The organism is Vibrio sp. ER1A, assembly GCF_000733315.1.
Taxonomy (GTDB): Bacteria; Pseudomonadota; Gammaproteobacteria; order Enterobacterales; family Vibrionaceae; genus Vibrio; species Vibrio mediterranei.
This window is the reverse complement of the sequence record NZ_JPJA01000089.1, coordinates 17390-40751: the sequence shown is the minus strand read 5'-3', so window position 1 is coordinate 40751 and position 23362 is coordinate 17390. Positions and strand designations below refer to the sequence as shown.

Below are 23362 nucleotides of genomic sequence, written 5' to 3'. Positions count from 1 at the left end.
TCTAGAGAAAACTAGTGCAGCTGTTCTGGCTGCACTTTAACAACCTGCTTCTCAACCACATTGGCCGCGAGCTGATACTTCTGTTCCAACTTACTCTGTTTACGAGCGAGCTTTTGGCTCTTCTTGAGTACTTTCAGCAACTTCTTCTGAGCTTTTTTCTGTGCCTTTAGGGCCTTCTTGGCTCGTTTTACAGCTTTTTTGTCCACTACGTCCATCATCTCTGAATCAATCAAATTTGCCTCTAACACTGAGGTATTGCTGACTTTTTTCTCTGAGGTCTTCTCCAACTTAGCAGGGTGAACTTGAGGTAAAGCTTCAGCAAGAACACCACATTGCTGTTGCTCGTGAACTGGCTTATTTTGACAAGAGGCAGGAGGAATCGCGGCAGGCTTGCACAGCGTTGATTTGTCCACAGAAGAACGGGAACAGGAGCGGCATAAATATTTAGGCTCAGTGACTAAGCGGTGTATTTCACCGAGGTTGTCGCTAATATCACGACGATTTAACTTACACAGACGCTTACTCATACCACTCTCCAACACCCAGACAACGAAAACAGGAATGATTCTTAGTTAGATATAACGTCTAATGCGGGCAGTTTCAAGTAACTTGCTCCAGTTACAACGAGCAAATTACTCAAAAAAACAAATGAAGAGCGTTAACTCATTGATGCGTTGACATAAACATCAAAACGATTTTTTTTAGTTTCAATCGCCATTGTCGGTTTTTTCTCATCCAGCCAATTGGCGTAATCAGGACGTTTCACCACAACCCGCTTAGTCGCAAGCTTCAGAGCTGGCTCCAGTAACCCATCGGCATCTGTATCAGCGCCGACCAAAGACTGGAAAACTCGCATCTCTTTTTTTACCAGAGCAGATTTTTTCTTGTTTTCTGGATGCGGGTACATCGGGTCAAGGTAAACGACATCGGGGCGTTCAAACTGGCTGTCATTGGCGAGGGAATCCAAAGCTTCCAAGCTTGATGCGTGCAGCAGAGACATTCGCTCGCTGACCCACTCTCCGATTTCTTCATCCTGCTTGGCACGTGAAAGACCGTCATCAAGTAATGCGGCCACTACCGGGTGTCTTTCTACCATTTGTACTTTGCAACCCAGAGAAGCGAGTACAAAGGCATCTCGGCCCAGACCTGCCGTTCCATCAAGAACGGTGGGTGTCGCACCTTTATTTAACCCTGCAGCTTTAGCAATAGCCTGTCCCTTACCACCGCCAAACTTACGACGATGAGCCACCGCGCCACCAGCAAGATCAACAAAGATAGCGCCTAGTTTAGGCTCATCCAACTTGCGTAGTTCTAGCCTTTCTTCAGTTAAAACCAGAGCGAACTCAGACGATTGGCACGCCGTTAAGCCCCAACGACTGGCAAGATCCAGTAGCTGTTGTTGGCGTGGCTCATGTTCGCAGATAAGTTGGATTTGCAAGATAGGCTCCGAATAAGGCTAAGGTATAGCGCGCAAGTTTACCTCAAGTCGCAACGGTGACCAATAACCGTGATCCGCACAAAGACGACCAGATGGAAATAGTGATAAGCTTTAGCCCCATCAATACGACCATAACCTAGGACTCGATATGCATGCCACTAATGGACTTGATGACCTCGACAAAGCGATCCTAAAAACACTGATGGAAGATGCCCGTCGCCCCTATGCAGAGATGGCGAAGCAATTCGATGTCAGCCCTGCCACTATCCATGTGCGCATTGAAAAGATGAAAGCCGCTGGAATTATCGAAGGTACCGAAGTGGTCGTGAATACCAAAAAACTCGGCTACGACGTGTGCTGTTTTATCGGTATTAACCTTTACGCTGCGCGTGACTACCATTCTGCACTAGAGAAACTAAATGCCTTGGATGAAGTGGTTGAAGCCTACTACACCACAGGTGCATATAACATCTTCGTGAAGCTGATGTGTCGCTCAATTGAGGAGTTGCAGCACGTGTTAATCGATAAACTGCAAGCGATTGAAGAAGTACAATCGACGGAGACGTTGATCTCGTTGCAGAACCCGATTAGTCGCAATGTGAATCCTTAAGGGTTGTGTGCGCCGTATGTAGATTCCTGCGAAGCTAGCGGAATGACGGAACATTTTGAGGAAATATACTTTTAAGTCCGTCCCCCCTGCGCAGGCAGGGGTCTACTCCAAAGCCCCACCAACCCAAAAAAAGGCGCTCTTTAGAGCGCCTTTTTACTATCCCAAGTGAAGGATTAAACCCACTTAGTCTTCGTTGCTTCTTTCACTGCAGACATAACCAGCGTCGGTAGTGATGCTGCCATAACGACACCGAATAAGTGACCTGCTGCTAGTGCTTCCGTGTTGAAGATTAGCTGACCTAGACCGGTATAAATAACCCCTAGCGATAGAATCGCTGACACCGCTACCGCACCTAGTAGATACGGGTTAGTGAATGGGTTTCTGCGGTATAGCGACGTAAAGGTACGTGAGTCAAATAGGTGCCATAGCTGAGCAAACACCAGCATCGCAAATGCCATTGTCTGTGCGTAGTTCGCTGAGAAGCCGTTCGTCAGTGCCCAGTTAAACGCCATGTAGCTCATGCCACCTAGTGCCAGACCACGAGTTAGGATACGAGTACCTAGGTGGTCACTGAAGAAGCTCTCGTTACGTTTGCGAGGCTTACGCTCCATCAGATCTTTCTCTTCTGGCTCAACACCTAGCGCTAGTGCTGGTAGACCGTCCGATACCAAGTTGATCCATAGAATCATTAGCGGTGTTAGCGGCAAGATAGCTTCTGGTCCCATCATTAAGAATGCGAACAGAATTACCGATACTTCACCAACGTTCGCTGTCAGAGCCTGACGGATGAACTTACGAAGGTTATCGAAGATTTGACGACCTTGGCGTACCGCTTTCACGATAGTGCTGAAGTTGTCATCCAGTAAGATAAGGTCACCTGAGTCTTTCGCAACCGACGTACCAGTAATACCCATGGCAACGCCAATGTCTGCGCGGCGCAGTGCTGGCGCATCATTCACACCATCACCTGTCATCGCAGCCACTTCGTTGTTGAACTGTTGAGCTTGAACGATACGTAACTTATGCTCTGGCGTTACACGGGCAAATACCGCAACTTCTGGACAGATTTGACGAAGCTTATCATCGTCCATCTCATCGAGCTCTGCACCCGTCACAACCAAGTCTTTCTCACTACGGATGATACCGATATCACGAGCAATCGCCGCGGCAGTTAGCGCGTGGTCACCGGTGATCATTACCGTTCTTACCCCTGCTTGGTAGCAGCTTTCAATGGCATCGCGTACTTCAGGACGCGGTGGATCCATGATGCCGTATAGGCCAAGCACAGTAATGTCTTTCTCAAGCTCGCTATGGTCACGCTCAAGGTCAGCTTCAGATAACGCTTTATAGCCAACCGCTAGCGTACGTAATGCATCTTGAGCAAAGTTCTCAATCGCCGCTTCATAGTTCGCCACAATCTCTTCGCTCGGGCTTGCCGCTAGCGCTAAGTTGCCGTCTGTCGCGGTTGGTGTGTGGTCTACTGGCATACCATCAACCATAAAGCCTGCAGCATTGCGAAGAATCACATCTGGTGCACCTTTAATCGCTAGGAAATGGTTACCCTCTGGATCTTTGACAATCACTGATGCCATCTTACGAGAAGAGTCGAATGGGAACTTCTCAACAATTGAATAGCCGCCTGAAGTCAGCATCTCAGATTGGTTAAGACCCGCCTTCGCCGCCGCCACAATCAAGGCGCCCTCTGTTGGGTTACCACGAACCGTCGACTTGTCGCCATCCATGATGTATTCAGAGTCATTACATAATGTTGCAACTACTAACCCTTTCATCATCTCTGGGCTTTGCTTTGCATCTGTGCTGTGCGATAGCGGCTTAAATTGACCTTCAGGGCTGAAGCCTTTACCACTTACTTCCCAGTAACGACCGCTTGCATCATACGCCTTCATTACCTGCATTTGGTTTTGAGTGAGCGTACCTGTTTTATCTGAACAGATAACTGTAGTAGAACCTAAAGTCTCTATCGCCGCCAACTGCTTAGCCAGAGCATTATTCTTCACCATACGAGTAGAACCCATGGTCAGAACAATAGTGATAACCGTAGGAAGACCTTCAGGAATAGCGGCTACCGACAGTGAGATACCTGTATTTAAGATCTCTAGCCAAGGCATGCCATAATAAAGACCAATCGCACACACTACTGCTACTACGCCAAGCGCAACTAGCATCAAAGTCTTGGCGATGGTATCCATACGCTCTTGCATTGGTGTCTTAGTTTCTTCAGTGTTCGCCATCAGGTCGGCAATGTGACCTACTTCGGTCTGCATACCTGTCGCCACAACTAAACCTAGACCCGTGCCCGACGTAACCATGGTAGTCATAAAGCCCATGTTTAACTGGTCACCAAGACCTACCGTTTCGTCGTCAATCACTTTAGCCGTTTTATCTACCGGCTCAGATTCACCTGTCAGTGCCGCTTCATCGATAGACAGACGATTAGCTTCTAAGATACGAACGTCAGCCGCTAGGATGTCACCTGTGCTGATTTTTAAGATATCACCAGGCACGATGTCGCTCGCTGGAATATCAATCCATTCACCATCACGCTTCACTTGTGCAGACGGTGCGGCCATTTGGCGCAGCGCTTCCATCCCTTTCTGAGCTTTGAATTCTTGCCAGAATGCGATAAGCGCATTGATAAAGATGATCGCGGTAATCGCGATAGCATCCACTAAGTGTCCGGTGAAATAGGAAACAATGGCACCCACACCTAGAATGAAGATCAGTGGGTTTTTAAATTGATGAGCAAAGAGTTCAAGCGCAGATTTTCCTGCCTTTTCTTGAAGTTCGTTTTTACCGTACTGAGATTGACGCTCCGCCGCTTCTTGTGAAGACAAACCTTGCTCTGGCGCTACACCCATCATCTGCTGGGTATTCTCAACGGTTTCAGTGAACCACTTTTTAGTCATAGGGGATACTCCGAATAAATTCAGTCGACACCGGTAGAATGGCAAACCGATAAAAAGCAATCGCTGAATATAAATTTTTAAAATCTCAACGCTGTTTGCATGTTTATTAACAATTAATGCGTAAGCGATGAGTAAAAATAAATTACCCGAAACCAAATAGGCTTGTAATTAACTTTCGGAGCGCTTACATGCACTCTAGGACGATTCTTTGACTTAAAACAAACTAGTTTTTTATTCAGAGCTTAGAACTAATTATTCATTGTAAGCAGATTTTAATAACACCTAATTTTCACTGAAATAACACTTCTGTTTTTTCGAACATTGAAACTTGTTTACACGACGGACCTTGATCAAGGTCGGAAGGTTTTGATGACGAATTATCGATTATTAATCGCTATTCAATAGTTATTCAATTGGGGAGATATATCATCTTAACGGTCTTTTCTACCAACTTAACTATTGGCTCAGCCGGTAAAATTCGCTTTCTCAACATAATAAAAAAGCCCTCAATCAAAGATTAAGGGCTCCAAATATTACTTCAATTAGATACTACGCACTGATGCCAGAATGACGTAATAGAGCATCGATCTCCGGCTCACGACCACGGAAGCGCTTAAATAGCTCCATTGGTTCTTCACTGCCACCCATTTCAAGGATGTTATTCAAGAAGCTTTGTCCTGTTTCTTTATTGAAGATGCCTTCTTCCTCAAAACGTGAATAGGCATCGGAAGACAACACTTCTGCCCACAAGTAGCTGTAGTAACCCGCGCTATAACCTCCCGCAAAGATATGACCAAAGCTGTGTGAGAAACGGTTCCATTCAAGACTTGGAAGTACGGCTACTTTCGACTTCACTTCTGCCAGAGTCTCTAGCACGCGTGCACCGATGTCTGGATCATATTCTGTGTGCAGCGTGAAATCGAACAAACCAAACTCAAGCTGACGCAAAATAAACATCGCAGATTGGAAGTTTTTCGCCGCTAGCATTTTGTCGAGCATCTCTTTAGGTAGCGGCTCGCCTGTCTCATAGTGGCCAGAGATAAACGCAAGTGCCTCTTCTTCCCAGCACCAGTTCTCTAGGAACTGACTTGGCAGCTCAACTGCATCCCAAGGAACACCGTTAATGCCTGACACCGCCCCCGTATCAATCTTCGTCAACATATGATGAATACCATGACCTGTTTCGTGGAACAGAGTCACGACTTCATCATGAGTGAACATGGCAGGTTTACCGCCGACTGGCTTATTGAAGTTACACGTTAGATACGCCACTGGTGTTTGCAGTTCACCGTCAAGATCGGTGCGTCGCACACGACACTCATCCATCCACGCACCGCCACGTTTGTGCTCACGCGCATACAGATCAAGATAGAAGCTACCGCGCAGTGTGTCAGTGCTATCAAAAATATCGAAGAAGCGTACTGACTCATGCCAAGTGTCCACCCCTTCACGCTCTTTAATCTGCATCCCGAAGACGCGGTTTAGCACTTCAAACAGCCCGCTGACCACTTTTGATTCTGGGAAGTAAGGGCGCAGCTCCTCATTAGAGAATTGGAACAGGTGCTGTTTTTGCTTCTCACTGTAGTAAGCAATATCCCAAAGGTTTAGCTCTGTCACGCCGAACTCTTTTTCAGCAAACTGGCGTAGCTCTTCTACTTCACGCTCACCTTGAGGTTTAGCTTTAGTCGCAAGATCATTGAGGAAGCCAAGCACTTGGGCTGGGCTTTCTGCCATCTTGGTCGCCAGTGACTTTTCACTATAAGTACCAAAGCCAAGCAAGCGGGCGATTTCATGGCGCAGCTTAAGTTGCTCAGCGATAATCTCAGTGTTGTCCCATTTACCCGCATTTGGACCGCGATCAGAAGCGCGCGTCACGTAGGCTTCGTACAGCTCTTTACGTAGCTCTTGGTTATCGCAGTAGGTTAGAACTGGGAGGTAAGACGGAATATCCAATGTCAGTAGATAACCTTCTAACTCTTTCGCCTCAGCTGCCGCTTTTGCCGCCGCGAGTGCCGATTCTGGCATACCGGCTAGCTCTTTCTCATCAGTAATGTGCTTAGTCCAACCCATGGTGGCATCTAGGACATTATTAGAGAATTGCGAGCCTAGCTCAGACATACGCTTGCTGATTTCACCATAGCGATGCTGCTCATCAGCTGGCAGACCAATACCAGACAACTCAAAATCACGCAGTGAATCTTTGATGGTTTTCTGTTGCGCTTGGGAAAGCGTGTTAAACGCGTCACTGGCTTTGATCGCTTTGTACGCTTCATACAGCCCCTTGTGCTGCCCCACCCAAGTGCCGTATTCAGAAAGAATTGGTAGGCAGCTTTCATACGCTTCACGCAATTCATCACTGTTCATCACTGAGTTCATATGGCTCACAGGTGACCATAAGCGGCTAAGCTTGTCATCAATTTGCTCGATTGGCGCAACGACATTGTCCCAAGTCGGGTTGGTATTACCTTCAAGCACTTCGTCTATTTTTGCTCGGCATGCCTCAATCGCTTGTTCAACGGCTGGTTTCACATGCTCAGGCTTAATTTGAGAAAAAGGAGGTAAGTCGGTAAACGTCAGTAGTGGATTTGCCATGCAGCGTCCCTTTTTAGTTATTGGATTCCCTCACTTCATTGGAAGGCAAGTGAGCGTAATTAATAGATAAATGTAGTCTCGAAAGAGAAATTTCAATCCTTCGAGATTCAATTACGGTGATTCAAAACACCAACTCCTCTGCCGCTTCTCGTCAGAAGAGGTTATAATCCGTCCATTATTGTTAAACAGAGTCTTTATTTTGCTGAGCTATCGTCACAGTTTTCACGCGGGTAACCATGCCGATGTGGTTAAACACATAGTACAAAGTCTTATCCTTAATTCACTAAAAAACAAGGAAAAGCCATTCGTTTATCACGATACTCATTCGGGCGTAGGCCGTTATGACCTTACCCACGAATGGTCTGAGAAAACTGGTGAATATAAGCAAGGCATCGGTCGTATTTGGGGAAATGCCGACATTCCTGAAGATATCGCCAGCTACATTGAATCGATAGAGACACTGAACAACAGCGACACACTGCGTTATTACCCAGGTTCTCCTCGTGTGGCGCGTGCCCATTTGCGTCCTCAAGACCGTATGGTATTAACAGAATTACACCCAAGCGACTTTCCATTACTTGAGCAAGAATTCCATCGTGACCGTCAAGTCAAAATCTTTAAAGAAGACGGTTTTAAGCGCTTAAAAGGCAGCTTGCCACCAGCAGAACGCCGTGGTTTGGTCTTGATCGATCCACCTTATGAACTCGCTCGTGAATATCGTGATGTCGTGACGGCCATTGCCCAAAGTTATAAACGCTGGGCAACGGGTATTTATGCGATTTGGTACCCTGTGGTCAATCGCTATGATATCGACGATATGATTGAAGGCTTAGAAGGTCTTGGTATTCGCAAGATTTTGCAAATCGAACTTGGTGTCTCACCAGATACTAACGAACGCGGAATGACAGCTTCGGGCATGATTGTCATCAACCCACCGTGGAAGCTAGAGCAGCAAATGAATGCCATTTTGCCGTACCTTAAAGACAAGATCGCTCCAGCAACAGGCCACTTTAAAGTGGAGTGGATTGTCCCAGAATAATTTTTGGGAAACACTTCTAATCTCAAGAAAAGGCGTAATCAATTGTTTTAAAGCAATATTGCGCCTTTCTTAATTGTGCTTATTTTTAGCTCTCCAGAAAATATTTCGACTTTATTGAAATTATTTTCGTCTTTCTCTCGCCTCCCGCGTCTTACTAGTGAAAGTACAGAAGCCATGTGCAATGAGTACACCCTAATAGCCTAGTGAGGAAAACCCAGATGATTAAGATTGTTAGCTTTAAGATTTGTCCTTTTGTCCAACGTGTCACTGCTGCACTGGAAGCAAAACGCATTCCCTATGAGATTGAATACATCAGCCTAAAAGACAAGCCACAATGGTTCCTAGATATCTCACCCAATGGTCAGGTGCCAGTGATGGTCACGGAATCAGGTACCGCTTTGTTTGAATCAGACGCTATCATTGAATACATCGAAGATGAATATGGTCCGATTGAGCAAGACGTGAGTAACGAGCAGCGCGCACTCGATCGTGCATGGAGCTATTTAGGCTCTAAACACTACCTTGCTCAATGCGGCACAATGAGTAGCAAAGATAAAGAGACCTTTGAAGAGCGTGCGGAAAAGCTGATTAAAGCATTCCAAAAGGCAGAGAACCAGCTATCTGGCAACACCAAGTTCTTCAAGTCGGACACCTTCAGTAATGTTGATATGGCGTGGTTACCACTCTTGCATCGCGCTGCGATTGTTAAAGCGCATTCAGGTTATGATTTTTTCTGCGGACTGCCAAAAATGCAAGCGTGGCAACGCAACATCATGGAATCAGGATTGGTCGAGAAGACCGTCTCTAGCGACTTTGAAACGCGGTTTGCTGATTTCTACCTAACTAATACTTACCTTGCTACTGGAAAAGACGTACAGGCTAAACAAGATTGCTCAACATCAAGCTGTTGTGGCTAAGCGACTTTTATAGAGGGCGTAATGCCCTCTTATCTCGTCATTAATCGTTATTACTCATAATTAACTCTGCTTTTTCCCATTGGAGAAAGTTGCTAGACTCGATTTATAGTATGGATAGCGATTCTTAACAAAACATTGCGATGATATTGAGTTCCCTACTCTTCACCCCAATGTATCTGTTACTAGCAATCATAAAATTAATAAGCTCTCGGAGAACGTAATGGCAACGCATTTTGACTATATCTGTATTGGTGGTGGCAGCGGCGGTATCGCATCTGCTAACCGTGCGGCAATGTACGGCGCGAAGGTCGCGCTGATTGAAGCTCAAGATCTTGGCGGTACCTGTGTAAACGTTGGCTGTGTGCCAAAGAAAGTCATGTGGCACGGTGCACAAGTTGCTGAAGCGATGAACCTGTACGCAGAAGACTATGGTTTTGATGTCGACGTTAAAGGCTTCGATTGGAGCAAACTGGTTGAGAGCCGCCAAGCATACATTGGCCGTATTCACCAATCTTACGATCGCGTGCTTGGCAACAACAAAGTTAATGTCATTCGTGGTTTTGCTAAGTTTGTTGATGCGAAAACTGTCGAAGTGAACGGCGAGCACTACACAGCTGATCACATCCTTATTGCCGTTGGTGGTCGTCCAACCATTCCAAATATTCCAGGCGCAGAATACGGCATCGATTCTAATGGTTTCTTTGAGCTAAGCGAGCAGCCAAAACGCGTTGCAGTTATCGGCGCAGGCTACATTGCAGTAGAAATCGCAGGTGTACTACACGCACTAGGTACAGAAACTCACCTATTCTGCCGTAAAGAATCACCTCTACGTAGCTTTGACCCAATGATCATCGAGACGTTGGTTGAAGTAATGAATACCGAAGGTCCAACGCTGCACACCCACTCCGTGCCTAAAGAAGTGGTTAAAGAGGCGGACGGTAGCCTAACGCTACATCTTGAAAACGGTGAGAGCCAAAATGTTGATACCTTGATTTGGGCAATCGGTCGTCACCCAGCGACAGATGCAATTAATCTTGGTGCTACAGGTGTGGCAACCAACGATCGTGGCTACATCAAAGTCGATGAGTACCAAACCACGAATGTAGATGGTATTTACTGTGTTGGTGACATCATGGAAGGCGGCATTGAGCTCACTCCAGTTGCCGTTAAAGCAGGTCGTCAGCTTTCTGAGCGCCTATTTAACAACAAACCAGATGCGAAGATGGACTACGACCTAGTACCAACTGTGGTATTCAGTCATCCACCTATCGGCACCATCGGCCTAACCACACAACAAGCGGAAGAGAAGTACGGCAAAGATAACATCAAAGTCTACACCTCTGGCTTCACTGCTATGTACACAGCAGTAACCAAGCATCGCCAGCCATGTAAGATGAAACTGGTTTGTGCTGGCCCAGAAGAGACGGTTGTTGGCTTGCACGGCATCGGTTTTACTGTTGATGAAATGATTCAAGGTTTTGGCGTTGCGATGAAGATGGGCGCGACCAAAGCAGACTTCGACTCTGTCGTGGCAATTCACCCAACGGGTTCCGAGGAATTCGTGACGATGCGTTAACGCATACACTCTATTTTCAAAGCCCAGCACCTCATGCTGGGCTTTTTTGTTTTAGAGTCATTGCACACTTCAACGAGAGTTTCACCTTAGCCACTCAAGTAAGGTTTGAAATGCCTCGCATAGAGAAAGCATCAAGCACGAAATTCATGGGTTTCACGATCACTCTTCCATGGCCTTTTCTATAGTTTGTTGCGCTAGAAAGTAACGCCTTCTCACTACAAGTGAATCTATCTAGCGAAGATAAATAATATTGAAAAGGAACGTCAGATGAAAACCTCTCGATGGCTTATGGCAGCGAGCACTGCCTACATGAGCTTACCTAGCCTTGCAGTGAACCCGCACCCCGATCCACAAAATCCAACCGGGTATATTATTGCCCGTATCGACATACAAAATAGTGAAGCAAGCAAAACTGGCAACCCCATGTACAGTGTGTGGGCTGAGGCATTGCAGACAGCCTCAAACTCTGTCGTGGATTCGATTAATGCAGGCTTAGCAACCAACCCAAGTAACGTAAAACGGGCTGAGCGAGTCTTCCCACGTGATGAATGGGACTTTCTCACTCATATGGCTGCGCCAGAGTACACCTATCAGCACTTTTTACAGGCTATTGGTAAATTTCCAGCGTTTTGTGGTGACTATAGCGACAATCGAGATGCCGATGCTATTTGTAAGCGTTCCATCGTGACCGCCTTCGCCCATTTTTCCCAAGAAACCGGTGGTCACATCGCCAAGGATAACTCTTGGGATAATCCTTTAGCTCTCGAAGAATGGCAGCAAGCACTGGTTCATGTGCGCGAAATGGGTTGGTCCGAAGGACAGCCAGGCTATACCACGGGGTGTGGTCAGAATGATTGGCAAAACAAACGTTGGCCTTGCGCCGCCAACCAAGGCTATTTTGGTCGTGGCGCTAAACAACTCTCTTACCACTTCAACTACGGTCCTTTTTCTGAAGTGATGTTTGATGGTGATGCAACGGTGTTACTCGATAACCCAGCGCTTGTGGCTGACTCGTGGTTAAACCTCGCCTCTGCTATCTGGTTTTTCTTAACGCCACAAGCACCAAAGCCCGCCATGTTGCATGTTATTGATAGAACTTGGGTCCCATCTCAGCGAGAAGTAGAGGCTGGTATTGGCTATGGGTTTGGTACCACCATCAACATCATCAATGGTGGTATTGAATGTGGGGAGCAGAATAAAAACAAAGGGCAGCCAGTTAACCGAATTCGTTACTGGGAAGGGCTCGCTGCACACTATCAGATTCCCATTGAAGCCGACGAGACCAATACGTGTTGGCAACAAACCCCTTATGGAAGCTTGAACTTAAACGGCGCAACAGATGTACTTTATACTAACTGGGAAGCCAGTTGGGCTTATCATGCTGACCGTCCTGAAGGCGTCTCTTTTGAATGTAACTTGGTCGGCTACCAAACTGCTTACTCTGCTCTCGTACCCGGTGACTATGAAAAATGCGTCACCAACTTTTATGGCTCCCACGCCAATTGGCCAGAAGTGCGAATTGTGGACACTCTCCTCCCAACAGATAACGGCAATGGAGGTACTGGCGACGGGAATAGTGGTGGAAGCACCACCACGTCACCTGAAATTAATCTAATTACTTGGGTTCCGGGTAGTACATCTGTCAGCAATGGCGATATCGTAAGCTACCAAGGAAAGTGTTTTATTGCTAAGAACAACCCTGGTGTTTGGGAGTCACCCACACAATCAAACTGGTTCTGGGGTGAAGTCGTTTGCCCTTCAGCGTGATCAAACCAGTAAAAGCTGCTCTGTATGGAGCAGTTTTTACACAACTTTTATCTAAGTACTCTTCCCGCACCTGATTATATTTCTTATAGTTTCTAAAGACTGTAAGGAGTTATTAATGGATAAAAAGCACATATTTTTCTTCGATGCCATGCGCTGTGTGGCGGCACTCGCTGTCATCATTATTCATGCGCTAGGCCCTTACCGTCATGAACTCGGACAGATCCCTATGGGCGAATGGGTTACCGCTATCACCTTTAATGGATTCAGTCGCTGGGCAGTCCCGGTGTTTATTTTGATAACCGGCGCTCTCATGCTCAACGACAAACGACCGTTTGATATGAAATATTATCTGTCTCGTCGTCTCGGTAAAGTGCTGATTCCATTTATCGCATGGTCACTTTTCTACGCTTACTTATCCGGATGGACCATTGAAGGCTTTAACGGCAATACGGTTAAAGAAGTCTTATATGAGAGCTATCACCATCAGACCTATTACCATCTTGGGTTCTTTTACTACTTTATTCCGCTGTATGTGGCGATCCCGTTCTTGCAGGTGTTCGTTCGCAAGTTTGATGATAGTGCACTTTACGCATTTACCGGCCTTTGGTTACTCACTACGCTGTTGTTCTTATTAAGAGTTGATGGACCTTGGAGCGAGCAATTCTGGCTTTATATGGGCTTATTGCCTCTGGGCTATATCCTGTATCAAAAACTGCCAGCAAGCCAAGGTGTGGTTGCTGTGTCCATTATTCTGGGTGTCAGCGCAATGGCGCTGAGCAGTTATATGGTAGTTCAAGGAAGTATTGAAGAAGGTCGTTATTATGTTGGGCGCTGGTTCTCTTACAAGACTCTAAACACCGTCCTAGCAGCCAGCATGATATTTATTGTCTGCAAAGCCTACGCCGACAAGCTTTGGCCAGGAGCCAAGAAAGTGGTGAGCTTTATTAGTAAATACAGCTTGGGTATTTATATTCTTCACCCGCTATTCCTGTGGCCGATGAACGAACTCGGCCTACATCAAGGTCACCCAATCTATATGATTCCATTTTGGGTTATTGTCAGCGGCAGTTTGGCATTAGCAACCAGTTGGTTGTTATCACTCAGCAGCAAGACTCGTTGGTTGTTGCCTTAAAGGTTATTTGCCCACACACACTACATTGAGCAAAGTATTACCTTTTAGCGGTGATACTTTGCCATTAGTGAACAGCCCTTTCTGACCATCTCCCCAATATGGCATTTGCAGTGGCCAATGGTTTTTCTGCATCACTTGTGATTTTACCAAGGCTTGCCAGTCTTCATTACTTGCCAAATGCATATCAAGGTCACTGCATACCTTTATGGCAGACTGATAACTCAAGCGGTTCCACGCTTTATCATGTTCCATATAGAACTGATGACTGCTGTTAGCGATATAAGGCACACTATAACGCTGTCCATTAACTTCAGCGTTTAACCGAACATTCAATGAAACCTTAACACTGGTCGCAAGAGGCGTTATCTTCTCAGCTTTCTTCACTGGCTTCTCAATCTCTTTTGCTACTGGCTTGGATGCAAGCGTTTTAGCGGGTACTTGCTGCGTCACTTTGGCAGTACGTTGAGGTGTGTTGGCAGAAGCGTTGCGTTCCACTTGGCGGATAAAAGCATCACGATAACCAGATAAGGCTTTGACTTGAACAAGCTCTTGCTTGGCGATCTCAGCATCGCTGTATGGACCAATCAGACAACGATAGCTATTTTTCTGAGGCAGCATCCACACATCGGTGGTGATTTTGGCGTACAAGGTTTTCGCTTGAGCTAGCGCCATGGGGGCATCAAGAATGCCGCACTGAATCCAATAAAGCGATGTTGCGCTCACAGGAACGTCATTGCTCCAAATCCCATTTCCAATCGGACAGGATTTATCTAAAACCGGCAGTTCATTGGTGGAGGGCTGGGAAGCGTCACACAACGCATCCTCAGCATAAACTGGTAAAGGAACCACGCTACTGGTTAACAACAAGGTGCCCAATAAAGCACTAAACGAAAAACAACCTAATCCCTTTACACCATTTAAAGAGCTCATAAACATCCTCTGAACACTCTTGGCTATTGTTATCAGCGGCACAAATAAAAAGAGCCGCAATTATCTGCGACTCTTAGTGTAGTGACGATCGGGATTAAAAATCAATCACTCTGGATCACCCTTTGTAGATTTTCGGGTTGAATACATCACGTAGCCAGTCACCTAGTAGGTTAATAACCAACACTAAGGTAATCAGAACGATGCCTGGGAACACGGTAATCCACCACGAACCAGAGAAGATGTAGTTAAAGCCGATACTGATCAAGGAGCCCAATGATGGCTGGTCTACTGGCAGACCAAGACCTAAGAACGATAGCGCCGCTTCGGACATGATAGCGTTCGCAACCTGTACCGTTGAGATAACCAAAATTGGCGACAAACAGTTAGGCAGAATATGACGGAACATGATACGTGGTGCTCTAAAGCCCATCACTCGCGCTGCTTCTACATACTCTTTCTTTTTCTCTGCAAGAACCGAGGCACGAATAGTACGTGCATACTGCGGCCATTCAGCCACACCAATGATCACGACCAACATGGTCACGGCATATTGGCTATAGAACTCAGTGCCGAAGCTGGCCTTAAAGATAGCAGAGACAATGATCGCAACCATCATGGTTGAAAACGACAACTGAACATCAGCAAAACGCATCAAGAAGCTATCGATACGACCACCGAAGTAACCCGCCGATAGGCCAATCACAATACCTAGGAATAACTGTAAACCTACCGCTAGGAAACCAATGGTCAGAGACAGTCGAGAACCATAAAGAATGGTGGATAAAATATCACGACCTTGGTCATCGGTACCTAATACGAAGTTCTCGTCACCGTCTTCCATCCAAGATGGCGGCAGCTCCGAGTCCATAATATCGATAGACGATAAGTCATATGGGTCAGAAGGGGCGATGACGGGCGCAGCTAGTGCCAACACCAAGAACATCATAAAGACCGTAAAACTTGCCATAGCGACTTTGTCGCGCTTGAAGTAATACAAGAAGTCCGAGTTTTTAAAACGCTCCCACACTGAAGGAGCAGCGGCTACATTTGCTTGGCTCATGGTTATGCTCCTTTTCCAGTTAGGTTCACGGTTGGGTTAATCAAGCCGTACAACAAGTCAACGATAGTGTTCGTCACCACGAAGATAAGGCCAACGAAAATAACGTAAGCGGTAATCAATGGTGTATCTACACGGTTAATCGCTTCAAGGAAAAGGAAGCCTGTGCCAGGCCACTGGAAGACGGTTTCAGTCAGGATGGTATACGCCACCATAGTACCGATCTGAACACCACCAACGGTCAAAACAGGTAACATCGTGTTTTTAAGGGCATGTTGATAGTAGATTTTTTTAAGAGGTAGCCCTTTTGCTTTCGCAAACTTGATGTATTCCGAGCTCAGTACTTCTAACATTTCAGAACGAACCAAGCGAATGAAAAGCGGCAACATAATCGATGCCAATGCGACACATGGCAAGATAAGGTGCTTAATGCCATCGATTGTGAAGAATCCTGACTCCCAACCGAGCACGTTCGCAGTTTCACCACGCCCGAAAGAAGGTAGCCAGCCTAACTCAATAGAGAAGACATACATCAGCATGATCGCCGTTAGGAAAACCGGAATCGAGATACCAATACTACTGCCAGCCATCACCAATTTGGTAAAAAAACTTTTTGGATGAATTGCCGAGTACACACCAAGTGGTATCGATAAACAAATAATAATAAGCGTCGCGCCGAATACCAGCTCTAGTGTTGCCACCAGCTTATCGAGAATAACCTCAACGGCAGGACGTTTGAAAAAGTATGAAGTGCCAAGATCGCCTTGCAGCGCTGCACCAATAAAACGAGTGTATTTTGTTACGAAAGGATCGTTGAGGCCCAACTCATCACGCAGTGCTTGACGCTCTGCTTCCGAAACCGACTGACCTACAAGCTCACGCAGCGGGTCACCCAGGTTATCCTGAATGGCAAACGCCACCAAACTGATCACAAACATCACTATCAGTGCCTGAAACAGGCGCTTGACCAGAAACGAAAACATTCCTTGCCCCTTAACTATCCATAGATCTCATTGAGAGAGAAACATTCAGTCTTAAAAACCGCTCAATCCGACTGAAATAAACTGAGCTGAGTAGAGAGAATTGAGGAGGGGAACACTCCCCTCCTACATCACAATCACTTGTGATTATTCAACCACTAGGTCGCCAAAGTAAGGCATTACCATTGGGTTAACAATTGCTGCTGCTTTCACGTTAGACTTCGCGCCCCACGCTTCACTTTGCCAGTGTAGCGGTACGAATGCTGCGTCGTTGTATAGTGTCGCCTCAACGCCTTTCAGCATTTCAGCACGCTTAGCAGGATCCGTTTCTACATTCGCTGCTTCAACAATCGCATCCATTTCTGGGTTTGAGTAGTGACCACAGTTGTACTGACCACGACCCGTTTCTTCGTTACGAGTCATTGTTAGGAACTCGTTGAAGTTCGCTGAATCTTCAGTATCTGAGTGCCAACCGATCATCATCATGTCTGCTGCACACACATCAAACTCTGGCCAGTATTGCGCTTTAGGCATGGTCTTAAGATCTACTTTGATACCGATCTTAGACAGCATCGCTGCCGCTGCTTGCGCTACTTTCGCGTCGTTCACATAACGGTTGTTAGGTGCCATCATCGTTAGCGTGAAGCCATTTTCATAGCCAGCTTCTTTCATCAACTCTTTCGCTTTTTTCACGTCGTAACGTGGAACAAGCGCATCGTCGTGACCAACGTAGCCTGTTGGGCTTTGCTGGCCAGCTGCTGTTGCGAAGCCTTTCATGATTTTCTTAACGATACCTTCGTTGTTGATTGCGTGAACAATCGCCTGACGAACGCGAACATCTTTCAGTGCTTCGTTGCTTTCTTGGTTCATTTGGAACGTGATGATACGCGTACCAGGTAGCGTCACTAGATCAACACCTTCAGCGCTAGCTACACGTTTGTGGTCGTTTGGCGCAACTGGGTGAATCATATCAACACCGCCAGAAAGAAGTGCTGCTACGCGCGTTGCATCTTCTTTGATTGGTACTAATGTTAGCTTGTCTACGTTACCTTTAGATTCTTTGTCCCAGTAATCAGCGAAACGCTCAAATTCAACCTTAACGCCTTGCTCACGAGCCGTTACGATGAATGGACCAGTACCAGAAACATGCGTCGATGCAAAAGAGTTACCGTGCTTAACTAGCTCAGATTTGTCTTTGCCATCTGCCGTTTTACCTGAGTAAAACTTGCTATCCATAGGGAAGATGTACGTCGCTGTTTGCAGTACAAGTGGGTAAGGACCTTTAGTCACTAGGTCAAACGTGTAGTCATCAACCTTAACGATTTTCTCATACGGGTCGAAGATAGCTTTAAAGTCAGGAGAGCTTTGAAGACGGTTAAATGTCCAAACAACATCGTCTGCTGTTAGGTCATTACCAGAGTGGAACTTAACGCCTTCACGTAGCTTAAAACGAACCGTCGTGTCATTCACACGTTCCCAGCTTTCAGCTAGACGAGGTTCGAAGTCCATTTCTTGGGTGAAACGAACGAGTGGGTCAAATACCATGTGTGACATTTGCAATGTGCCACCAGACAACTGCTCATGCGGGTCTAAAGATACTGGGTCAGCTGCATAGCCAACTTTGATATCTGCTGCCAGAGTATTAAAACTTAGGCCCGCTGCCATTAGCGCCACTGCTAATTTGCTTTTCATGGTTCTCATTTGCATAACTCCTTCATGCGGGGATCCGGATCCCTTGTTGTTGTGTTTGCTTCTGTTATCGAGTCCCAATAGGGAATTGTAAGGCTTACGCCGTTTTTGCTACATCATCTCTTAAGCCTTTGAATTCAGGCATTAAGGAAATTAGGTGCTGACTGTATTCATGCTGCGGATCAGTAAACAACTGCTCCGTCGGTGCCACTTCTAATAGCGTACCCATTTGCATCACGCCCACTCGGTCACACATTTGACGAATTACCGGCAAGTCATGACTGATGAACAGCATGGTCAGATTAAGTTCTTGTTGTAGATCTTTGAGTAGGTTAAGTATTTGAGCCTGAACCGATACATCAAGTGCCGACGTTGGTTCGTCACAAATCAACAAACGTGGACGCGTTGCTAGTGCACGCGCGATAGAAATACGCTGACGCTGACCACCTGAGAATTCATGTGGATACTTCACTCCCGCCATTTTTCCGAGGCCTACGTGCTCAAGCAGGTCTTCGACGATTTGCTTGGTTTCGCTTTCGTTTGCCGTCAGTTTATGGAATCGAATCGGCTCTGCGATGATGTCGTAGATTTTCATACGAGGGTTCATCGACGTATACGGGTTCTGGAACACCATCTGCATCTGGCGACGCATCGGACGACGCTCTTTCTCAGACTTCAGCGACGTAAGGTCAATACCTTCAAACGTGACTTTACCAGAGTTAGGCGCATAGAGACCTGCAATCACACGTGCAATGGTCGATTTACCCGAGCCCGATTCACCCACTAATCCAAACGTTTCACCTTCATGTACTTCAAAGCTAACGTTGTTTGATGCTTGAACATACTCACGTCGGCTTTCAAATAACGAATCTTTAGTAACGAAGCGTAGGTTGACGTTTTCTACGTTAAGAAGCGGACCAGTATAATCACGGTGATCTTGGCTTTGACCCAACCAGTGGTTCTTAACATCTAACGGTTCCATCTCATGTGCTTCTTCGATGTAGCTCACAAGAGGGAAACGATCGAGTTTCATGTCTGAACGCGGTACTGCAGAAATCAGGCTACGTGTGTATGGGTGATCAGGTTCACCCAGTACTTTTGCCGTTGGCCCAAACTCTACCAAATCACCACGGTACATTACCGCTACGCGATCCGTTACGTTAGAAACCACACCCATATCGTGCGTCACCAACATACAACCAACATTGTTCTTGATGCACAGATCGCGAATCAAACCTAAGATTTGATCCTGAATCGATACATCAAGTGCCGTCGTGGGTTCGTCTGCAATGATAAGATCCGGTTCGCCGGCAAGCGCGATAGCGATCACCACACGCTGACGCATACCACCAGAGAATTGGTGAGGGTATTGCTTCAAGCGGTTTTCTGGTTGTGGGATACCCACTTGATTCATAAGATTGAGCGCGCGTTGATACGCTTCATCATCCGATACCTTCATATTGGCATGGATGGTTTCTTTTAATTGTTGCTCAACAGTGAATAGTGGGTTGAGAGAGGTCATTGGGTCTTGGAATATAAACCCGATTTTTGAGCCACGAACTTTGCGCATCGCTTCTGGCGTTAAACCAGAGACTTTTTCTCCATCTAGGAAAACCTCACCACTAGCAATAACGCCAGGAGGTGAAAGCAAATCGATAACAGCGTTACCTACCGTTGATTTGCCCGCGCCGGACTCCCCAACCACACCAACTATTTCGCCGCGTTCAATATTGAACGACAAAGATTTAACCGCGGCATGTACCCCATGGCGTGATGGGTATTCGATACGAAGATCTTTTACTTCTAATAGTGACATTACCAGACCTCTACTGCTTTGGCAGCTTTCTGCCCCTGTCTGAAAAATTGAATCCATTCTTAGGCAGCATTTTCTGCTGACTATTTATAAGGGCATCAATTTGGCAAATCTTTCACAGAAAAGCAACAAAAATAGGATAAAAATTCGAAATTGAGCAAATCTAAAGCAGTATAAATAAATATATATGCAGTTTAAGTACATATAGTAGTGATACAAGTGGCATGAAAAGTTGATGTACACTCAGAAATTCGTGCTAGAGAACGAATATAAAACGCCGAACTTCACGTTATCGGCAATATTTATGACTAATGCCACCCGCATATTTATTCTGATGTAGTTTTAACACTATAGAAACATAAATTTTGTAACATGACAGAGTGCAGCACCAAACTCTAGATCTTCATCACATTTAATACACTGATCACTTTGATAATTCGATTACACAGTATTTTCCGCTATTGTGATTTACAACAAGTCACAACCCTGCATATTGAACAAAATACTGGCTATCGTTCGATCGGTAGAATTTAGCTCCAATTCTTACTCATGAAGAATGGGGGAAATGTTATTCAATGGTAGTTCTCATAGACGAACCACTGAAGATTTAGCCGTAGTAATGGCACTTAACAGTCCAAATCCCCCATCAAGCGCCGTAATTACGTTTTAGTGAAGTGTAGTTGTCGGTTCAAAACGGAAAATAGCTTCTATTTTCCTCCACAATTGTTCGCCCGCAATAAATATCGCCGCAACAAAGGTGATATCGCAAGCTAGTGCTATTACCTTTCGATATTCCATCCAGTCCACTCCAAAGGTTGGAAAGTAAAACAGCACAATATTCATAACAGGGCCCGCCACTACCATCAGCAGTAATCCCACATAATAGCCAAGCCTTGTCGAGTGGCGGCTAGGTTTGAGCTTCAGTAAATGTCTAACAAACCAATTTCTGATATGCTGCAGGCGCTCCTTGCCTAACAAGCACAGCGCGACAATAGTCGCCACTTCAGGTACACCAAAAATCATTGCACCGCTAAGTAGTGCTTTTTTACTGCTGCAAATCTCCATTGAACTAATCAAGGGGATAAGTAATGGACTCGATAAAGCGAGCAACAGCGCCACTATGCCTAAGCTAACTCGCAAATAAGCTAATACTAAGCGGAACAAAACGCCAAAATCTAATTTCATATAACGAACACCCTATTGCCCCTCATATTAGAATGAGGGGAGGAAATAGAAGGGGGAAGCGACTAGTTTATGTCCCTGCGGAGCACTGACGTCTTACAGCGTATTCCACCACAAAGCTTCGCGTGATGAGCAAATGGAACGGTCACAACTGTTAGCCCTTTTGCTTCCAGTTTTCGATTGAGGGCTGGGGTCTCTTCTGGCATTAGGATGTGGTTTTCATCAAGCATCACTGCACATGGCCCGGTTGCCAGCGCTTCTTCTCTGTTTGCCCATACCACATCAAAGTCATCCATAAATTCAGGTAGACCGTTTGGAAAGGCATCTCGATAGGCGATAACAAGTTTAGGGCCGGCCACACACATAACGGCGAACAGGTGATGGATTCCTGTATCTTCCACTTCTGTGATACATACTTGGTAACCATCGTGTTCTAACATGCGCTTAACCCACTCAGCGCCACGAGTGTTAGTTGATGAAGAGCCCGTTGCCACCAGCACTCTTCCATCACCTAGGTTGAGCACGTCTCCCCCCTCATAAATATAATCTCGACTTAGCGTCGGCCTTGGTGCCGTGTAGTGTAAAATGTGGTTATCACCATCAATAAATGGTTGATGAAGCTCTCGCACTGGCGCAATAGAAGCCCAGCTCATATCGCTTGCCCAAACATTCTCCAAAACATTTCGACCTACCACCCAAATAGGTTCTGCAGCGAAGATTTGGGTAAAGACATTCGTTCTTTGGCACGCGGCTATCTCTCCTTCAGGCACTTCCCTAGCCCGATGCACCTGTACACCAAAGCCCTGAAACGCCTTGATCAACGCATCATTCTCACGCTCTAGGGCCGCAGAAAATGACGGAGAAGCATGAGAAAGTAACTGTCCTCCAGCTCTTTCACAGAGATCATATAAGTCGGACTGAAGTACACTCTGATATGTTGCTTTTACCTCTTCTTTCAGTACTGGCAGGCGGAAGTTCTGGCTATAACCCACAATCACCTCTTGAAGCTTTCCATAAAGGTTGAACTCTCCATAACTGTGTTTGGTTGCAGCTGGTATATAGACTTGGTTTTGTGTTGAGATTTTCGACATAGGATTACTCCTCAAATGGGTTAGAAAAAGAGAGTCCTTTCTCCGATGAACAATTTGAGGTTAACCCAGTCGGTTAAAGTGCAAAAAACACTCTGCGCAGTGAAAGGCTTTCACTTTGGGAGGATACAAGAAGACAATTGGAACAGGAGGCTAACGCGCCGCCCTGACCACCACTCGATAGGAAACCAAACCCTCAACTTCAACACCCGCTTCACTACCCACGTAAGTCGACATGCTAGGCAATTGCAGTTGATTCGAATTTAACGGCTCACTATTACTTTGCTCGATAATGGTGTAATGCAAGTCGGCAATATTGTTTGCCACTGACGACTCGCTGACCAGCACCACGCGAGTATGCTTGTCTTTCTTAATCAACTTGCTTTCTCGCAACCCAATGATGACATCACCACTAAACACATTCACAACATTGAGTTGCAATTCAGCGACATAGTCTGCTGCACGTAAGGAGGGAGCGGCGATTAACACCAAAATGAAGGGTAGCTTTCGTAAACAGCCCATTTCTATCACCTTTGCACGTATTTTTCGGAACGGTAGCGTAGTCGAGTTAAGTTCAGCAAGAAACTCAAACTCTGAACGTAAATCCATACTACTCTGGTTACCA

At 46.0% G+C, this 23362-nt stretch carries 18 protein-coding genes; 6 read left to right on the top strand and 12 right to left on the bottom strand.

The annotated features are described in order from the left end of the window. Nucleotides 1-11 precede the first annotated feature (11 nt). Together HW45_RS17815 and HW45_RS17810 are read right to left on the bottom strand one after the other, a co-directional pair. Nucleotides 12-527, bottom strand: a complete 516-nt coding sequence (locus HW45_RS17815; protein ID WP_038228666.1) for a hypothetical protein — start codon at nt 525-527, stop codon at nt 12-14. A gap of 131 nt (nt 528-658) precedes the next feature. Next, nucleotides 659-1438, bottom strand: a complete 780-nt coding sequence (locus HW45_RS17810) for a class I SAM-dependent methyltransferase (RefSeq protein ID WP_038228664.1) — start codon at nt 1436-1438, stop codon at nt 659-661. 148 nt (nt 1439-1586) lie between these two features. Between HW45_RS17810 and asnC the strand changes: the two genes are divergently transcribed. Further along, nucleotides 1587-2048 (top strand): transcriptional regulator AsnC, encoded by a 462-nt coding sequence (gene asnC / locus HW45_RS17805; RefSeq protein WP_006072083.1) that lies wholly within the window; start codon nt 1587-1589, stop codon nt 2046-2048. A 173-nt stretch (nt 2049-2221) separates the two neighbouring features. On the opposite strand, the gene HW45_RS17800 is transcribed toward asnC, so the two are convergent. Beyond that, nucleotides 2222-4975: a cation-translocating P-type ATPase gene (locus HW45_RS17800; RefSeq protein WP_006072081.1), complete on the bottom strand. Its 2754-nt coding sequence runs from the start codon at nt 4973-4975 to the stop codon at nt 2222-2224. A gap of 549 nt (nt 4976-5524) precedes the next feature. Continuing rightward, complete coding sequence (prlC, locus tag HW45_RS17795) at nt 5525-7567, bottom strand: oligopeptidase A (RefSeq protein ID WP_006072080.1); 2043 nt, start codon at nt 7565-7567, stop codon at nt 5525-5527. Nucleotides 7568-7766: 199 nt separating this feature from the next. Here prlC and HW45_RS17790 point away from each other — a divergent pair, with 199 nt between their 5' ends. From HW45_RS17790 to HW45_RS17770, 5 genes are all read left to right on the top strand, one after another. Further along, nucleotides 7767-8606 carry a 23S rRNA (adenine(2030)-N(6))-methyltransferase RlmJ gene (locus HW45_RS17790; RefSeq protein ID WP_006072078.1) on the top strand — a complete coding sequence of 280 codons (840 nt, stop codon included), beginning with the start codon at nt 7767-7769 and terminating at the stop codon, nt 8604-8606. A 218-nt stretch (nt 8607-8824) separates the two neighbouring features. Next, the gene (locus HW45_RS17785; protein ID WP_038228662.1) at nt 8825-9523 is read left to right on the top strand and encodes a glutathione S-transferase family protein; all 699 of its coding nucleotides are present in this window, start codon (nt 8825-8827) and stop codon (nt 9521-9523) included. A gap of 220 nt (nt 9524-9743) precedes the next feature. After that, the gene (gorA, locus tag HW45_RS17780; RefSeq protein ID WP_006072074.1) at nt 9744-11099 is read left to right on the top strand and encodes a glutathione-disulfide reductase; all 1356 of its coding nucleotides are present in this window, start codon (nt 9744-9746) and stop codon (nt 11097-11099) included. Nucleotides 11100-11366: 267 nt separating this feature from the next. Then, nucleotides 11367-12866, top strand: a complete 1500-nt coding sequence (locus HW45_RS17775; RefSeq protein ID WP_038228660.1) for a glycoside hydrolase family 19 protein — start codon at nt 11367-11369, stop codon at nt 12864-12866. Nucleotides 12867-12981: 115 nt separating this feature from the next. Then, nucleotides 12982-13998, top strand: coding sequence for an acyltransferase (locus HW45_RS17770; protein WP_038228658.1), 1017 nt, complete (start codon nt 12982-12984; stop codon nt 13996-13998). 3 nt (nt 13999-14001) lie between these two features. On the opposite strand, the gene HW45_RS17765 is transcribed toward HW45_RS17770, so the two are convergent. The 8 genes from HW45_RS17765 to HW45_RS17730 all read right to left on the bottom strand — a co-directional run bounded on the left by HW45_RS17765 (nt 14002) and on the right by HW45_RS17730 (nt 23346). Then, nucleotides 14002-14928 carry an SPOR domain-containing protein gene (locus HW45_RS17765; RefSeq protein ID WP_038228656.1) on the bottom strand — a complete coding sequence of 309 codons (927 nt, stop codon included), beginning with the start codon at nt 14926-14928 and terminating at the stop codon, nt 14002-14004. Between the two features lie 115 nt (nt 14929-15043). Further along, nucleotides 15044-15988 carry an ABC transporter permease gene (locus tag HW45_RS17760; protein WP_038228653.1) on the bottom strand — a complete coding sequence of 315 codons (945 nt, stop codon included), beginning with the start codon at nt 15986-15988 and terminating at the stop codon, nt 15044-15046. 2 nt (nt 15989-15990) lie between these two features. Continuing rightward, complete coding sequence (locus tag HW45_RS17755) at nt 15991-16968, bottom strand: ABC transporter permease (protein ID WP_038228651.1); 978 nt, start codon at nt 16966-16968, stop codon at nt 15991-15993. 144 nt (nt 16969-17112) lie between these two features. After that, the gene (locus HW45_RS17750; RefSeq protein WP_038228649.1) at nt 17113-18666 is read right to left on the bottom strand and encodes an ABC transporter substrate-binding protein; all 1554 of its coding nucleotides are present in this window, start codon (nt 18664-18666) and stop codon (nt 17113-17115) included. Nucleotides 18667-18751: 85 nt separating this feature from the next. Beyond that, nucleotides 18752-20470 (bottom strand): dipeptide ABC transporter ATP-binding protein, encoded by a 1719-nt coding sequence (locus HW45_RS17745; protein ID WP_038228647.1) that lies wholly within the window; start codon nt 20468-20470, stop codon nt 18752-18754. Nucleotides 20471-21133: 663 nt separating this feature from the next. Further along, nucleotides 21134-21652 carry a transporter suffix domain-containing protein gene (locus HW45_RS17740; RefSeq protein WP_038228644.1) on the bottom strand — a complete coding sequence of 173 codons (519 nt, stop codon included), beginning with the start codon at nt 21650-21652 and terminating at the stop codon, nt 21134-21136. 62 nt (nt 21653-21714) lie between these two features. Next, on the bottom strand, nt 21715-22740 hold the full coding sequence (locus HW45_RS17735) for a dimethylarginine dimethylaminohydrolase family protein (RefSeq protein ID WP_038228642.1): 1026 nt from the start codon (nt 22738-22740) through the stop codon (nt 21715-21717). Nucleotides 22741-22890: 150 nt separating this feature from the next. Continuing rightward, a complete protein-coding gene (locus HW45_RS17730) occupies nt 22891-23346 on the bottom strand; it encodes a hypothetical protein (RefSeq protein ID WP_038228640.1) in 456 nt (151 codons plus the stop codon). Nucleotides 23347-23362: the final 16 nt, after the last annotated feature.

Excerpts from the sequence above, each read along its gene's own strand:
- HW45_RS17760 (WP_038228653.1), bottom strand. The coding sequence starts at position 15,988 with ATGAGCCAAGCAAATGTAGCCGCTGCTCCTTCAGTGTGGGAGCGTTTT.
- HW45_RS17735 (WP_038228642.1), bottom strand. The coding sequence starts at position 22,740 with ATGTCGAAAATCTCAACACAAAACCAAGTCTATATACCAGCTGCAACC.
- HW45_RS17765 (WP_038228656.1), bottom strand. The coding sequence starts at position 14,928 with ATGAGCTCTTTAAATGGTGTAAAGGGATTAGGTTGTTTTTCGTTTAGT.
- HW45_RS17730 (WP_038228640.1), bottom strand. The coding sequence starts at position 23,346 with ATGGATTTACGTTCAGAGTTTGAGTTTCTTGCTGAACTTAACTCGACT.
- HW45_RS17785 (WP_038228662.1), top strand. The coding sequence starts at position 8,825 with ATGATTAAGATTGTTAGCTTTAAGATTTGTCCTTTTGTCCAACGTGTC.
- HW45_RS17815 (WP_038228666.1), bottom strand. The coding sequence starts at position 527 with ATGAGTAAGCGTCTGTGTAAGTTAAATCGTCGTGATATTAGCGACAAC.
- HW45_RS17775 (WP_038228660.1), top strand. The coding sequence starts at position 11,367 with ATGAAAACCTCTCGATGGCTTATGGCAGCGAGCACTGCCTACATGAGC.
- HW45_RS17755 (WP_038228651.1), bottom strand. The coding sequence starts at position 16,968 with ATGTTTTCGTTTCTGGTCAAGCGCCTGTTTCAGGCACTGATAGTGATG.
- HW45_RS17770 (WP_038228658.1), top strand. The coding sequence starts at position 12,982 with ATGGATAAAAAGCACATATTTTTCTTCGATGCCATGCGCTGTGTGGCG.
- HW45_RS17750 (WP_038228649.1), bottom strand. The coding sequence starts at position 18,666 with ATGAGAACCATGAAAAGCAAATTAGCAGTGGCGCTAATGGCAGCGGGC.
- gorA (WP_006072074.1), top strand. The coding sequence starts at position 9,744 with ATGGCAACGCATTTTGACTATATCTGTATTGGTGGTGGCAGCGGCGGT.
- HW45_RS17800 (WP_006072081.1), bottom strand. The coding sequence starts at position 4,975 with ATGACTAAAAAGTGGTTCACTGAAACCGTTGAGAATACCCAGCAGATG.
- HW45_RS17745 (WP_038228647.1), bottom strand. The coding sequence starts at position 20,470 with ATGTCACTATTAGAAGTAAAAGATCTTCGTATCGAATACCCATCACGC.
- prlC (WP_006072080.1), bottom strand. The coding sequence starts at position 7,567 with ATGGCAAATCCACTACTGACGTTTACCGACTTACCTCCTTTTTCTCAA.
- HW45_RS17740 (WP_038228644.1), bottom strand. The coding sequence starts at position 21,652 with ATGAAATTAGATTTTGGCGTTTTGTTCCGCTTAGTATTAGCTTATTTG.
- asnC (WP_006072083.1), top strand. The coding sequence starts at position 1,587 with ATGCATGCCACTAATGGACTTGATGACCTCGACAAAGCGATCCTAAAA.